At 54.0% G+C, this 12,616-nt stretch carries 13 protein-coding genes; 7 read left to right on the top strand and 6 right to left on the bottom strand.

The genetic code is table 11. The features are described from left to right. On the top strand, nt 1–1,275 hold the full coding sequence (locus NK55_RS02985; protein WP_024124349.1) for an NAD(P)/FAD-dependent oxidoreductase: 1,275 nt from the start codon (nt 1–3) through the stop codon (nt 1,273–1,275). On the opposite strand, the gene NK55_RS02980 is transcribed toward NK55_RS02985, so the two are convergent. The 3 genes from NK55_RS02980 to NK55_RS02970 are packed head-to-tail and all read right to left on the bottom strand — an operon-like array spanning nt 1,209 to nt 3,116. Continuing rightward, nucleotides 1,209–1,970 (bottom strand): carbon dioxide-concentrating mechanism protein, encoded by a 762-nt coding sequence (locus tag NK55_RS02980; protein WP_051372768.1) that lies wholly within the window; start codon nt 1,968–1,970, stop codon nt 1,209–1,211. The genes NK55_RS02985 and NK55_RS02980 overlap by 67 nt on opposite strands. After that, nucleotides 1,970–2,734 (bottom strand): pantothenate kinase, encoded by a 765-nt coding sequence (locus NK55_RS02975; protein WP_024124348.1) that lies wholly within the window; start codon nt 2,732–2,734, stop codon nt 1,970–1,972. The genes NK55_RS02980 and NK55_RS02975 overlap by 1 nt, the downstream gene beginning before the upstream one ends. Next, entirely contained in the window at nt 2,715–3,116 is a 402-nt protein-coding gene (locus tag NK55_RS02970) for an AbrB family transcriptional regulator (protein ID WP_024124347.1), read from the bottom strand. The genes NK55_RS02975 and NK55_RS02970 overlap by 20 nt, the downstream gene beginning before the upstream one ends. 399 nt (nt 3,117–3,515) lie before the next feature. On the opposite strand from NK55_RS02970, the gene NK55_RS02965 reads away from it, so the two are divergent. From NK55_RS02965 to NK55_RS13420, 4 genes are all read left to right on the top strand, one after another. After that, nucleotides 3,516–4,652, top strand: coding sequence for an ABC transporter permease (locus tag NK55_RS02965; RefSeq protein ID WP_024124346.1), 1,137 nt, complete (start codon nt 3,516–3,518; stop codon nt 4,650–4,652). Between the two features lie 46 nt (nt 4,653–4,698). Continuing rightward, complete coding sequence (locus tag NK55_RS02960; protein WP_024124345.1) at nt 4,699–5,874, top strand: PP2C family protein-serine/threonine phosphatase; 1,176 nt, start codon at nt 4,699–4,701, stop codon at nt 5,872–5,874. 73 nt (nt 5,875–5,947) lie between these two features. Further along, the gene (locus NK55_RS13425; RefSeq protein ID WP_041429021.1) at nt 5,948–6,823 is read left to right on the top strand and encodes a hypothetical protein; all 876 of its coding nucleotides are present in this window, start codon (nt 5,948–5,950) and stop codon (nt 6,821–6,823) included. Then, entirely contained in the window at nt 6,790–7,365 is a 576-nt protein-coding gene (locus NK55_RS13420) for a hypothetical protein (protein WP_162147167.1), read from the top strand. The genes NK55_RS13425 and NK55_RS13420 overlap by 34 nt, the downstream gene beginning before the upstream one ends. Here the strand turns inward: NK55_RS13420 and NK55_RS02945 are convergent. From NK55_RS02945 to NK55_RS02935, 3 genes are all read right to left on the bottom strand, one after another. After that, a complete protein-coding gene (locus tag NK55_RS02945) occupies nt 7,362–8,984 on the bottom strand; it encodes an MBL fold metallo-hydrolase (RefSeq protein WP_024124344.1) in 1,623 nt (540 codons plus the stop codon). The genes NK55_RS13420 and NK55_RS02945 overlap by 4 nt on opposite strands. 32 nt (nt 8,985–9,016) lie before the next feature. Then, the gene (locus NK55_RS13960) at nt 9,017–9,151 is read right to left on the bottom strand and encodes a hypothetical protein (RefSeq protein ID WP_024124343.1); all 135 of its coding nucleotides are present in this window, start codon (nt 9,149–9,151) and stop codon (nt 9,017–9,019) included. 68 nt (nt 9,152–9,219) lie between these two features. Continuing rightward, nucleotides 9,220–10,035 carry an FAD-dependent thymidylate synthase gene (locus NK55_RS02935; protein WP_024124342.1) on the bottom strand — a complete coding sequence of 272 codons (816 nt, stop codon included), beginning with the start codon at nt 10,033–10,035 and terminating at the stop codon, nt 9,220–9,222. Nucleotides 10,036–10,365: 330 nt separating this feature from the next. Between NK55_RS02935 and NK55_RS02930 the strand changes: the two genes are divergently transcribed. Both NK55_RS02930 and NK55_RS12335 read left to right on the top strand, forming a co-directional pair. Continuing rightward, nucleotides 10,366–11,190 (top strand): alpha/beta fold hydrolase, encoded by an 825-nt coding sequence (locus NK55_RS02930; RefSeq protein WP_024124341.1) that lies wholly within the window; start codon nt 10,366–10,368, stop codon nt 11,188–11,190. Between the two features lie 373 nt (nt 11,191–11,563). Beyond that, nucleotides 11,564–12,550 carry a GGDEF domain-containing protein gene (locus tag NK55_RS12335; protein WP_162147166.1) on the top strand — a complete coding sequence of 329 codons (987 nt, stop codon included), beginning with the start codon at nt 11,564–11,566 and terminating at the stop codon, nt 12,548–12,550. The last annotated feature ends 66 nt before the right edge of the window (nt 12,551–12,616 follow it).

Here is a 12,616-nt window from a genome sequence, read left to right as displayed (position 1 = left end):
GTGACTCGGCAGATTTTGGTCATTGGCGGGGGTGCCGCTGGATTTTTTGGGGCGATCTCCTGTGCCACGGCTAATCCTCGCGATCGCGTCACTATTTTAGAAGCTGGGGCAGCGGTGCTCAGCAAAGTCCACATCTCTGGTGGTGGTCGCTGCAATGTCACCCACCACTGTTTTGATCCGGCGCTGTTGGCGCAACACTATCCCCGTGGTGGCAAGGCCTTACGGGGTGCCTTTAGTCGCTTCCAACCCCAAGACACGATCGCTTGGTTTGAGGCGCGGGGAGTGAAGCTGAAAACTGAGGCCGATGGGCGGATCTTTCCTGTGAGTGATGACTCACAAACGATTATTGACTGCCTTGTGCAGGAAGCAACAGCCTTGGGCATTCGCATTCGTACCCGTGCAGCGGTCAAGGACATTGCCAAAGTGGGCAGCCAGTTTCACGTCACGATTGCTCAGCAGGCTCAACCCCTTGTGGGCGATCGCGTCCTTTTGACCACGGGCAGTAGTTCCCATGGCTATCGGTTGGCGGCGCAATTGGGACACACGATTATTCCGCCGGTACCTTCGCTGTTTACGTTTCAAATTAATGACCCCCTCTTGCAGGAGCGCTCAGGCCTCAGTGTCCCAACTGTGCAAGCTACCCTCAAACTGCCGCAGCAGCCGCCCTTGACGCAAACAGGCGCAATTCTCGTTACCCATTGGGGGTTCAGTGGCCCCGTGGTCCTAAAACTCTCGGCATGGGGAGCGCGTGCCTTGGCGGCTCACAACTATCGCGGCCTCTTAGTGATCAACTGGCTCCCCCACCTATCGCTGCCGCAGATTCAAGGGGAGTTGGCAGCCTGTCGCAGCCATACCCCGAAGCGGGCGATCGCTAACCATTGTCCCTTTCCGCTGCCCCGTCGCCTCTGGAGCTACTGGACCACCACCCTTGGTATTCCCCCTGAGCAAACTTGGGCACATTTGCGTAAAAAGCAACTGCTGGCTCTGGCGGAGGTCTTACACCGAGGCACATTCGCGATCGCTGGCAAAGGCAGCTTCAAGGAGGAGTTTGTGACCTGCGGTGGGGTGGCTCTCAAGGAAGTGGACTTCAAGACAATGGCTAGCCGCTGCTGTGAGGGGCTATTCCTGGCCGGCGAAATTCTCGATATGGATGGTGTGACGGGGGGCTTTAACCTGCAAAGTGCCTGGACAACAGGCTGGATTGCCGGTCAGGGATTGGCAGGGGAGTCGACGGACACTCTTTCGGCGGCGGCTTCCACAGCCACACTCTCTTGAGCCGCCCCTTGGAGAGCAAGGGGTTCGGTTTCTTTTTGCTTGAGGGTGAGGGGCAGACGCAGGGGTTGCAGTTCCCGCTGGAGGGCAGGTGCCAAGGGCAAGGATTGATCCAAATCCTCCAGCGGACGGGGCACCAACATCACTGCATGGAGTTCGCCAATGCGATCCGCTTCTGCCATTCCGGCCTCGAGGGCGATCGCCGTATTGGAGGCCGTACCGCGAATAATGGCTGTACATAACCCTGCCCCAATAGTTTCGTAGGCCGTCAGCATCACATCGGCGGCCTTGAGCATGGCATCGGCTGCCCCCACCATGGCCGGAAATCCCCGCGTTTCCAGAAGACCCACGGCATGGCTACTGAGGCGATGGCCGCGACTTTTAGAAGCAATCTGGGCAAGAAGACTGCCAATGGGGAGAATTTTTTCTAGGTTGGGATCAGGTCGGGGAATCACTAACGTACTAAGTTCTTGACCAAATTGCTGCGCCCGCTCAGCGCCCTCTTCCACCGCAAGGCGCACATCGGCAATTCGCCCGCGGACGATCGCACTACAGTGACCACCGCCAATTTTTTCATAGCCCACTAGGAGGACATCGGAGGATTTGAGCATGTGATCAGCAATACCCACGATCGCCGGAAAGCTCTGGGCTGAGACCAGTCCTAAGGCCAAATCCGTAAAGTCATCCCGTCGCTCCATTAGCGGAATTCGTCAATCCTTTTGATGGGGTGCATTTCTATCTTAGCGGCTAGATTGCGGAGAGCGCGGATGCCCCAAAAAACAAGATGATCATCCTCACACCAGCGATCGGAATCTAAAAATGTCCGCAGCAGGTCACTGACAAAGGGGCGATCGCCCCCGGTCACAATCACTGTGCCTTGGGGAAACTCCTGAAAAAAGGCGGCCAGATAGGCTTGCAAAATGGCGGCAGTGCCATAGTAGAGGCCGCTTTCAATAGCGGTAGTGGTGGTAGTGCCCCAACGGCGGGGGGGGTCTGTGGGCAGCGTCACATAGGGTAAAGCTGCCGTGTAGTCCGCTAGGGCTCGCGCCATTAATCCAACACCGGCAAGAATCACACCGCCAGCAAATTCACGGCGATCGTTGGCTAGGGTCAGCGTTAGGGCGGTGCCGGCATCCACGACACACACCGGTGCCCCATAGACCTGAAGTGCTCCCCAGAGGGCAAGGGCACGGTCCAACCCTAGGGTGGGGTACATCTGGGGAATCGGAATATCTTCGAGGGTGAGGGCGATCGCCCTCGGATAGACTTGGTGCAAGGGCACAGAACCAACACTGGCCCCCCAGCAGGGGAGGTTGGGGTAGTCTTGGGCAGGATTGAAGGCAGCTTCCTCAGGGGTCAGGTGCCAAGTGCGGCTGAGGTGCTCACCCCTAAAGAGTGCCCAGTGCTGCCGAGTATTGCCAATAATCAGGGCAAACCATTGATTACTCTGCGGGGGCGTCATCCACTGCTTCTGGATCGATGAGGTAGAGATGAATATGTTTATACCCCTGCTTAATTTTAAACGTATCCCCCGGCTTTAGGTTCATCGCTTTGGTATAGGCAGCACCAATCACAATCTGGCCATTTTGGTGCACTTTTACCCGATAGGAGGGGGATCGCCCCCGTCCTGAGTGACCATTGATTTCCTGCTCCGACGGCTGTACTTCGAGTCCGCCGGCAGCGAGTACCGCTTCGTAAAATTTCCCTAAGTTGACACGCACCTGACCGGATTTTGTGACGCGATAGTAGCCACAGAGCTTTGCTGCTTCTTTACGGGATGCAGAACCTAATTCACGTAATCGCTGCAGGAGCGCTTTACCAGTTAGGGGCTTCGGTTTTTTCATTCGCTCTGTACTTCCTCTATCAGAACGATATTCAAATGAATCAAGCAACTCAATTATTTTTTAATCAACAGGTGCCCACACCAGAAAAAGGGTGTTTGCGAGAATGATCTGACTAAAGAATGATTACATTTAATAAAGCTACCACTTTATTGCAAAGGAGAAGTATTCTTTTTAAGAAAATGTTAATTTGAGTCAATCAGTCCTACCGAACAAGAAGAGAAATTTATCATTGCTTTGTTAAGTTTTATTGATCGCCTATTGATTTTTGGCTAAAACTTACCTACAGCGCAGTGGTGCCTTTCTAAAAAGTGTGGAATACGTGTAGGCATTCAGTCTGCTACAGCAGCCCTAGGATAGAAAAAAGGCTGTATAGTCTGTACCCTCGCGGATAAGTGACGAATGACCCCTTGGCAAACGCTGCGGCGCAACCCCTTAGTGATGGTCAGTTTGGGGGTGTTGCTGACTTTGTACCTGCTGGCGATCGCTGCAGATTTTATTGCCCCCTATAGTCCCTATGCCTTTCAAGTGGATGGTGCCCTACTGCCCCCCACCCGGATTTACTGGCGCACCCCCAATGGTCAGTGGCTTGGGCCCCATGTCTATCCCACTCGCCTAGGTCCTGTGAACTTGGAAACGGGGGAACGGCCTTTGATTGTGGACTGGCAGGAACCGTCGCCGATTCGCCTATTTGTTAAGGGTAGCCCCTATCGCTTCTTGGAAATTACCCTGCCCCTACCGAGGCGCTGGAGTCTCACCCATCCGCAAATTGAACCGCGTACTCTCTTTGCGGGGTTTCCCAGCGATCGCCACCTGTTTGGCACGGTGGGCAAGGGCTATCTAAACCTGTTGGGAACCGATGACCAAGGACGCGATCAGCTGAGTCGGCTGCTCTTTGGTGCCCGCATTAGCCTCAGTATTGGGCTTGTGGGGGTGGCGATCGCCTTCCCGATTGGCATTTTCGTGGGTGCCATTTCCGGCTACTTTGGCGGCTGGCTCGATGCAGTTTTGATGCGGGGTGTTGAGGTGCTGATGACGCTGCCGACCATCTATCTGCTGGTGGCCTTGGCGGCAGTACTCCCGGTGGGGCTCAGTAGTGGTGAGCGATTCCTGCTGATTACAGTGATCACGTCCTTTGTGAGCTGGGCAGGGCTAGCGCGAGTCATTCGTGGTCAGGTTCTAGGCATTAGGGAAATGGCCTTTGTCCAAGCGGCACAGGTCATGGGGGGGCGATCGCTCTACATTATTGTGCGGCACATTATTCCCCAAACAGCGACCTACGTGATTATTGCGGCAACGCTCTCGATTCCCAGCTTTATTGTGGCGGAATCGGTGCTCAGTCTCATTGGCTTGGGGATCCAACAGCCGGATCCCTCCTGGGGGAATATGCTTTCCTTGGCAACCAATGCCTCAATCTTGGTCTTACAGCCCTGGTTGGTCTGGGCGCCGGCCACACTGATTGTGCTTACGGTGCTGTGTTTCAACATTGTCGGCGATGGCCTGCGGGATGCCCTTGATCCCAAGCGGATACAAAAATAGCCAAAGCCCTTGGGATACACTAGGGGGAGATTCTTAGAATTAGGCTATGAGTGGCGATCGCCAGCCCTATCAAATTCTGGTTATTGATGATGATCCCACCACCCGATTCCTGTTGCGGAAAATCCTAAGGGATTTGGGCTATCAGGTATCCGTTGCCAGTCATGGCCGCGAGGGGATTGCGATCGCCACCGCCGAGAAACCCGCCTTGATTATCTGCGACTGGATGATGCCCGAACTGGACGGCCTAGAGGTGTGCCGTCACATCAAGCAGGATCAGGAACTCTCCCGCAGTTTTTTTATTCTACTCACGGCCAAAGGGGAACTGGAGGATCGCATTCAAGGCTTGGATGCTGGTGCCGATGAATTCTTGTCAAAGCCCATTGACCCTAACGAACTGCGAGCACGAATTCAGGCGGGTCTGCGCCTCTATCAACTGAGTCAGGACCTGCTTAAGCAAAAACAACTCCTTGAGGCTGAGCTTCACGAGGCTGCTGATTATGTGCGGTCGCTCCTGCCGGCTCCCCAAGAAGCTCCCTGCAAAATTAACTACTACTTCTTGCCTTCCAGTCAGTTGGGGGGCGATTGCTTTGACTTTTGCTGGGTGGGCGATCGCTATTTAGTGCTCCACATTCTCGATGTTTCAGGCCATGGCTTGGGGGCGGCTCTGCCTTCGGTCTCCGTTTTGAATCTGTTGCGGAGCACAACGCGGGAGCAAACCAGCGGCACGTTTGATTTCCTCCAACCTGCCCAAGTTCTTGAAGCCCTCAACAATGGCTTTCAAATGACGGCTCAGCACGAAAAGTATTTCACGATTTGGTACGGCGTGTACGATCGCCAAACGCGGCAGTTGACCTATGCCAGTGGTGGACACCCGCCGGCACTCCTCCTCACCCCTGAGGCTGATCAATGGCGAGCTACCCTCCTCAAGACCCCGGGCATTCCCATTGGTATGTTTGCTGACATGGTCTTTACCCAAGCCACGATTGAAGTCTCCCCTTCGGCAGTTCTCTATCTCTTTAGTGACGGCGTCTATGAGTTTGAAACAACCGACAATCAGGTTTGGGGTCTGGAAGCCTTTAGGGAATTACTGATTGCTGCCCATACCCAAAACCCTGTGCCCCCATTGTCCCAGTTGATTTCCCAGGTGCAAAGGCATGCAGCGCCCGCTGCCTTTGGCAGCGATGATGTTTCACTGGTGCAAGTGGCGTTCTCCCACCCCTAACTGGGGGCTCCAGATTGCATAATACGGCATCTTCTGTGCAATATCCTAAGCAGTAGCGGAGTGAAGGTGAGCTATGGGCGGATGGGAGTTTTTATTGCAAAAGGAGGGCGATCGTGCTTGGTTGCCCCTAGAGCCACCCTCGGCGGAAGTTTTGGAGGGCAGTTACCGCTTGATGGCGCGCTGTCCTGTTCCCGAAACCTCTGTGGAAGTGCAAATTACCCATCTTTACGATGATCAGGGGGTGTCCAAGCAACGCTATCAACGCCGCACCCACCGCAGCAGTTCCACAGGACTCATGGGTATTCTGCCCTTTACGTATTTGCAGCCGGGGCGTTGGGAGTTTCGATGCCGTGTGGCGCGAGAGGGGGTGCTGGATTCAGAGGTGTTTGCGATCGCCCTTGATGTCCTTGCCCAAAGCGAAGCATGGGACTTGCCCACACCAGAAACCTTGCCTGCGGTTCCAGAGCAGCCAGTTAAAGCCGCCGACCCCCCTCAGCCCCAAGAACCCTCCCCTGCGCAGTTGCCCACGACGCTGATTGAGCTGCCCCAAAGTGCCTACACAATCTTTGCCGATGAAACGTTGGTTTTGGAAGGCACAGTTGCCGTTCCCGGTACAGTGGTGATTCGCTTGCGCAATCCCGTCACCCGCGATGTGGTACAGGAGCACTCAGTGCCAGCGATCGCCCGCGAGGGAAAATGGGGGTTTCAGTGTACACTCACCCCCTTGGCAGATTATCCAGTCATGGTGGGGGAAGCCCGCCTCCTACCCAACAAACCCCTAGAACACAGGGATCTTCGCCAAGTCCAAGCCTTTATGGTCACGGTGCTCCCGGCACCCGAGATCCCTGCCGTCTCTGCGCCGCCCCAACCCTCCCCCCGAAGCGTAAAACGCCCACTGGCCCGCAGTTGCCCATCTTGGGGGATACGGCCCTCCAACCTGTGCCGGTGAGCGGTTTTTCCCTACCGCCCCAACTGAAGCCTGTGAAAGCGCCCGTTGTTGTGGATTTGCCCAGCTTTTGCCAGCCCTTGTCTGCGGTTACTGTATCACCGCCTCGCGATTTGCCCATTGATCGCCAAAAGCGATTTTGGTCGCGATTGCAGCAGTTGGCTGAGTTAGCGCCCCCCCTTGAAACCACACCCCCAGTATCGACAAATCCTGAGAGTACCTATGTATTGACCCCACCCCAGCTCCTGCTGTCACCGGAGCCACTGGTATCGCCGCTGCACCTGAAGGTGAATTTGCCTGCAACACAACGGGGTTGCTCCGTCAAAGTGTGGATCACCAATGGCGAAACAGGGGAGTTAATCGCTGGCCCCCGCTGGCTAGTGGAGTTTGACTTTTATCCCTATGGGGATTACTGGCAAACTGTCCTTCACATTGACGTGCCTTCTAGGGTCTATTCCATTGCCCTGATGGCGATCGCCATTGACCCCAAAACAGGCGCGGAAAGCCCCACTGTGGTTCTGCAGCGACAGTTACAAACTCCCTAGCTTTCGGGTTCCGGTTGCGTTTCCGCCCGCTCAAAGGCTGGACAATAGCCCTCCGGTGCCACTTTGAAGTTGTAGAGGGCAGAGGCTTCGTTCCAGCAGCGTTGACCGCGATAAAACTGACAGTTAAAGCAACTGGGCTGGTCGGGCAGGATTAGGGCTGAAGTACCACCGAGTACTTCTTTGGGAGTCATGCCGCGAATCAGTAATTGCTCCCCTTGCCAAGAGGCCAGAACAAAACCGGTATCTGCCAGCCGTCGCCAGCGCGGATCGGTGGTAATAGAAGCTGGTAGGTGAATCATGACTTCATGATTCCACTCACTCACCTCTCCCTCATAGGCCAGTTGCACCAATGAACTGGGCGTCGAAAGGGTCAATTGGCCAATGGGAAATTGAATCGTTGAGCCACTGGTGGGGGTGTGCAGATGGTAGCGGTTACTCAATTCATTCAGGCTAGCCAAGTCCGCAAGGTAGTTGGGATTGCCGTGGATCAGCACCACATGCTGCGGTCGGATATTGTGAATCAGTTGAGTTGTTGCAGGACCATCAGCATGGAGGGAGAGTAAAAACGTATCCACCTCCACATTGGGTAAGTCTCCAAACTCAGGATAGCCTTCCCGTACGGGTTGACCATAGCGTAAACGTGGATAGAGCACTAGCCAAGGTCGTCCCCCTTGGGTCACGTAGGGGCGCAGGTCTTGATCCTCCTCCACAAGAATAATGGTAGGGACTTCACCTCGAATTTGCGCCAAATTCCTCAAGGGCTGCACTTGGGGTTTGACCCGCTGATCCCAAAAGAGGGACTGGTGGTGGGCAAAGTTTTGAATGGCGGTGGGTAAATGGGGCAAAACCGTGAGGTAGGCATCGCAACCGCGGGCGATCGCTGGCCCCACCCAAATCTGAATCGGCTGTCCTGTAAAGAGATGATGACTGCGCAGGAGGATGAGAATTTCTTGGGCAGTACCGAGGGGAGGCAGGGGAAGCAATAGATTATAGCCCTGGTCAATCGCTGTGCGGATGCGCTCCGCCAATTGGTTTTCCTGTTGCCGGCGGTGGGGGTGTCGCGCTGTGCCCAAGCTGCCCTCAATGATGAGCACATCCGGTTGCAATCCCCGTAGATCCGCAAGGGGTAGTCCTTCCGTAAAGCGAGTATGGGACAGGAAAAAATCCCCCGTATAAACCACGCTCAGGGGCGGTTGCTCTGGGTCTGGATCGTGATAGGTGAGGACAAAAACCGCTGCCCCCGGCAGATGCCCCGCAGGAAAGAGTTCAGCCGTTAGGCCATCGCCAAACTCCACGGGCGATCGCCAAGGTAAGGCACGGCAAAAGGGAGGCACCGTTTCATCTGGCCAATTCAGGGGCAACAGTTGCGTTGTCACTTCACTGGCATAGATCGGAATATGGGGGAAACGGCGATGGAGTGCCAACAAACTGCGGGCATGATCCGCGTGGGCATGGCTACAGAGCACTAGATCAAAGGGATGCTGTTCAATCTCAGCAAGGGGCAGGACATCAAGAGACGGCACACCGCAGTCCAGCAAAATTCGATAGGTGCCAATTCCTAAGCCAATGCACACCCCCTCCTCAGCGTGACCCACCCCATAGTTGAGGCACTCGATCATGAATGGCGATCAGTCACCCTCCCTAGTTAGATTTAATGAGCAGAACCGTTGCCGTGGTACTGATCCGTGTCGTAGAAGCCATTGCGGGTGCCAAAAAACAAACACAACAGAATAAATACAGGCGTCATGGCCAGCAGAATGGGCTTTACGCTAATCACAGCATCCATAGTTCACGCCTCGCTATAGTCAAGTAAATAGTCAAGTAAGCCTCTTCTGGTACTCAGTGTATCGCGGATCATTTGCGGGGACTTGCTGATTTTCTCTCCTCAAAGTAACGGAGTTGTCGCCAGCCAACAAAATTCGCGTAGGACTGGCGATCGCCCATACATTCCGCCACGTGCTCGAGGGGAGAGAGGTGCTTCGGTTCTGCTCCCGCCAAGCGCTCATAGAGGGCAAGATCAGAGGCAGGGTCACTGCGTTGACCATCCCGCAGATAGTAGGACACCCGTGCACAACGGGCCACAGACATATACTTGCACTCCTCGAGACTATATTGCTGGCGCTCAGTCGGATCGATGTAGGGTAGGTGCCAATCTCCCACAGCCACAGGAGTGGGTTCATGGGTCTCCAGCAAATGCTGAATCAGCTTGGCCAAGGCCTGCATTTCTGGCTGGGCATCGGGGTGATTGCGCAGGCGCAGAAAGTTATCCCACTCGGTACTGCTGACAACCGTTTGCATCCACATCCACGGTTCAAGCATGCGGTTGACCACTTGCTTATGAATTCCCAGCTCATGGAGCTGGCGTGCCCCCTCAAGAACTGCGAGGCGAGTTTTCAGCCAGATTTCCTTTGCCGCCTCCTTTTGTTCACTTTCTTCACGCGCCTGCATCCCTCGCTGGTTTTTTCCCCAATGGTAGGGGATGACTGGGTTCTGTTCCACTTGTGCCATCATTTTAGCCACGGGAACGGCTCGCGAACTGGCGGAATTGCGAGAAAACACGCGATGGGTGAGGAGTTCACTATGGATAAAGCGCGGATACGTCAGTTGAAGCGTCACCAAGCGCACCCCTGCTGGCGAAATTGAATCGGCAATTACACGCCCATCTTGCATCTTTGTCTCTTCTGAATCTCTGCCTTTTCTAGGCTAGTGTAAGGGGAACACCATCCGCTATTTTGCAGAACCTGACTTAGGAAGGTTAATCGGTGCTGTCCCAGCAGCAGCTCGTGGCACAGGGGCTGCCCTGCGGCAGCGGTTGGCCGGTCAATAAGCTGTTCAAGACCGCTTACTCACTGCGAGGCAGTAATAAACTTTTGCTAAATCATTTGGCGCCACTCTTAGAGATGTTATGCTTTTTGTAGAATTTTTCTGGGGGTTTCCAGCTCAATTCATTCACTAAAAGCTAAAGAAACTAACTCCAGCTTTTATCAGTGCGAAACTTCTATGCAAATTACAAGTCAAGTTCCCTGTGTTCCCGAGTCTCTCAAGCCCTACGTCCAGATGGATGGCTGGGGTGAGGTTCCTGTGGTGCTTGGACATGGCTTTGGTACTGATAAAAGCGCTTGGGACTATTTAAACCCTTTCTTCCCTAAGGGCTTCACCTATATCCGCTATGATCTTGCAGGCTGTGGCTCCGATGAGGATACGCAACACCGCTATGATGTCCAAAGACACAGCCATTTGTATGGCTATGCCGATGATCTCATTGAATTGCTGGATAATCTTGGCGTCCAATCTTGCATCTATGTTGGCCACTCGGTCAGTTGCATGATCGGTGCCATTGCCGCGATCGCCAGACCGGACCTATTTCGACGACACATCTGGATTGGTCCCTCCCCTTACTATCTCAAGGATGAGAACTATCCTGGCACCCTAACCCTCGCCGACCTACAGGCCATTTATGAGGCAATGGTGACGAACTATCAAGCATGGGCTGCGGGTTTTGCCCCACTCATGTTTGGGGTGAAGGAGGAGCACCAGCTAGCTGACTTTTCTAAGATCCTCTTTCGATTGCAGCCAGGGATTGCCCTGCGCACTCTCCGGATGATTTTTGACTCCGATACCCGCTCCTTTGTCGGCAAGGTACAGCAGCCTGTACACCTGATTTTTAACCGCAATGACTTCGTAGTTTCCCAAGGGGTCGCCCTGTGGTTACATGCCACCCTGCCCCACAGTACCCTTGATTGGATCGACGCTCAAGGCCATCTTCCCCACATGACCCATCCCACAGCCGTTGGTTCTTTACTCAAAAAATACATAAGCATATAAATGCACAATCTATTCTGGTTAGGGCATGCTAAAAAAAGTGCAGGAACACCTACCCCGCCAGCTTCTTCCCGCGCCCGATACTATCACAGCATTTTGTCATCTAATCGCAAATTGGTCGCAATCTGAGCTTGTTCTCGCCCTAACGATTGATCAGCAAGGCAATTGCGCACAAATTATCACCACAACCAGCACTACCAAATTTCCCAATCTGCAAATCATCGGGCCGTGGCGAGATTTGGTCCAGGGAGCTGTTATTGATGTTTTGCCTTTTCTCAAACTGCCCTCTATTTTTTTCTGTCTTTTAAATAAGGTTGAGCGAATTGTCTACATCCCCTGCGGTGACCCAGAGGATTGTTGCCAGGGGTTGCTACTGGTGAATCCCGTCGAAGGCCCGCTGCGGCAACTCGCAGAACAGAAAGGCTACATTGCGGCTCTGTACCGCCAACTGTTGATCCATCATCGTCAAAGTCAAAATAGCTTCATCTTTGAAGTGCAATTCCAAGATATTTTCGACACAGTGCCGCTGGGCTTGGTTTTAATCAAAGGGGATGGCTCTACAGCAATGGTCAATTCCTACGCTGCTCAATGGCTGCAACTGCCAGCGGGCAGCCATCCAGTTCAGATTGTTGCCGAGCACATGAAACAGGCGCGGGAGCGATGCGATAACCGCGATGAGCTAGTCAACATTTTTCAAGGGCTGGCTGCTAATGGCAACTTCAGTGCGCAGGGGGAGTGTCGGATGGGTGAGAAAACATTTCTCATTGATACCCACCCGGTGCGTGGCGATAGTCGCCTAGGGCGCGTGTGGATCTTTTCTGACATCAGTGATATGCGGCAGCGGGAGCAAGCACTTTTGGCTCTGGCTTGGTTAGATCCCCTCACTGGCGCTTTCAATCGTCGCTTTCTGTTGAGTCGAGTTGAGGCTTATGAATCCCAGGCCGCTACGGGAGAAGCCCTGCTCACGGTCATGATTTTTGACATTGATCACTTTAAGCGCATTAACGATACCTATGGTCACGATCAGGGGGATGTGGTTCTGCGCACCTTGGCGGCAAGGGCAAAGCAGGTGTTAGAAGACCGCAAAGAGGGCATTTTGGTCCGCTGGGGAGGCGAGGAATTTGTCCTGTTGTTTTTTGTTGCCTACGAAGAGGAGGCGAGAGCAACGGCCGAGGAACTGTGCTCAGTCGTGAGAAGCCAGCCCGTGGAACTCGCAGATCAGCAGTTTTTATCTGTGACAATTAGTTTGGGTGTCACTCTGTTTAGAACGGGGGAACAGGTGCTCAGTGACTCAATTCCTCGTGCTGATCAAGCTTTGTATCAGGCGAAACATGGGGGGCGCGATCGCTGGGTGTGGGCATAGACCCCATTGCTTTTGGGAAGCAGTCCGACCGCTGGGAAACGATGTTAAAGTAGCGGTGTCTAAAAA

The organism is Thermosynechococcus sp. NK55a (assembly GCF_000505665.1).
Classification (GTDB): Bacteria; Cyanobacteriota; Cyanobacteriia; order Thermosynechococcales; family Thermosynechococcaceae; genus Thermosynechococcus.
This window is presented reverse-complemented; position numbering and strand designations above follow the sequence as displayed.

Excerpts from the sequence above, each read along its gene's own strand:
- NK55_RS02980 (WP_051372768.1), bottom strand. The coding sequence starts at position 1,970 with ATGGAGCGACGGGATGACTTTACGGATTTGGCCTTAGGACTGGTCTCA.
- NK55_RS02975 (WP_024124348.1), bottom strand. The coding sequence starts at position 2,734 with ATGACGCCCCCGCAGAGTAATCAATGGTTTGCCCTGATTATTGGCAAT.
- NK55_RS02970 (WP_024124347.1), bottom strand. The coding sequence starts at position 3,116 with ATGAAAAAACCGAAGCCCCTAACTGGTAAAGCGCTCCTGCAGCGATTA.
- NK55_RS02965 (WP_024124346.1), top strand. The coding sequence starts at position 3,516 with ATGACCCCTTGGCAAACGCTGCGGCGCAACCCCTTAGTGATGGTCAGT.
- NK55_RS02960 (WP_024124345.1), top strand. The coding sequence starts at position 4,699 with ATGAGTGGCGATCGCCAGCCCTATCAAATTCTGGTTATTGATGATGAT.
- NK55_RS13425 (WP_041429021.1), top strand. The coding sequence starts at position 5,948 with ATGGGCGGATGGGAGTTTTTATTGCAAAAGGAGGGCGATCGTGCTTGG.
- NK55_RS02945 (WP_024124344.1), bottom strand. The coding sequence starts at position 8,984 with ATGATCGAGTGCCTCAACTATGGGGTGGGTCACGCTGAGGAGGGGGTG.
- NK55_RS13960 (WP_024124343.1), bottom strand. The coding sequence starts at position 9,151 with ATGGATGCTGTGATTAGCGTAAAGCCCATTCTGCTGGCCATGACGCCT.
- NK55_RS02935 (WP_024124342.1), bottom strand. The coding sequence starts at position 10,035 with ATGCAAGATGGGCGTGTAATTGCCGATTCAATTTCGCCAGCAGGGGTG.
- NK55_RS02930 (WP_024124341.1), top strand. The coding sequence starts at position 10,366 with ATGCAAATTACAAGTCAAGTTCCCTGTGTTCCCGAGTCTCTCAAGCCC.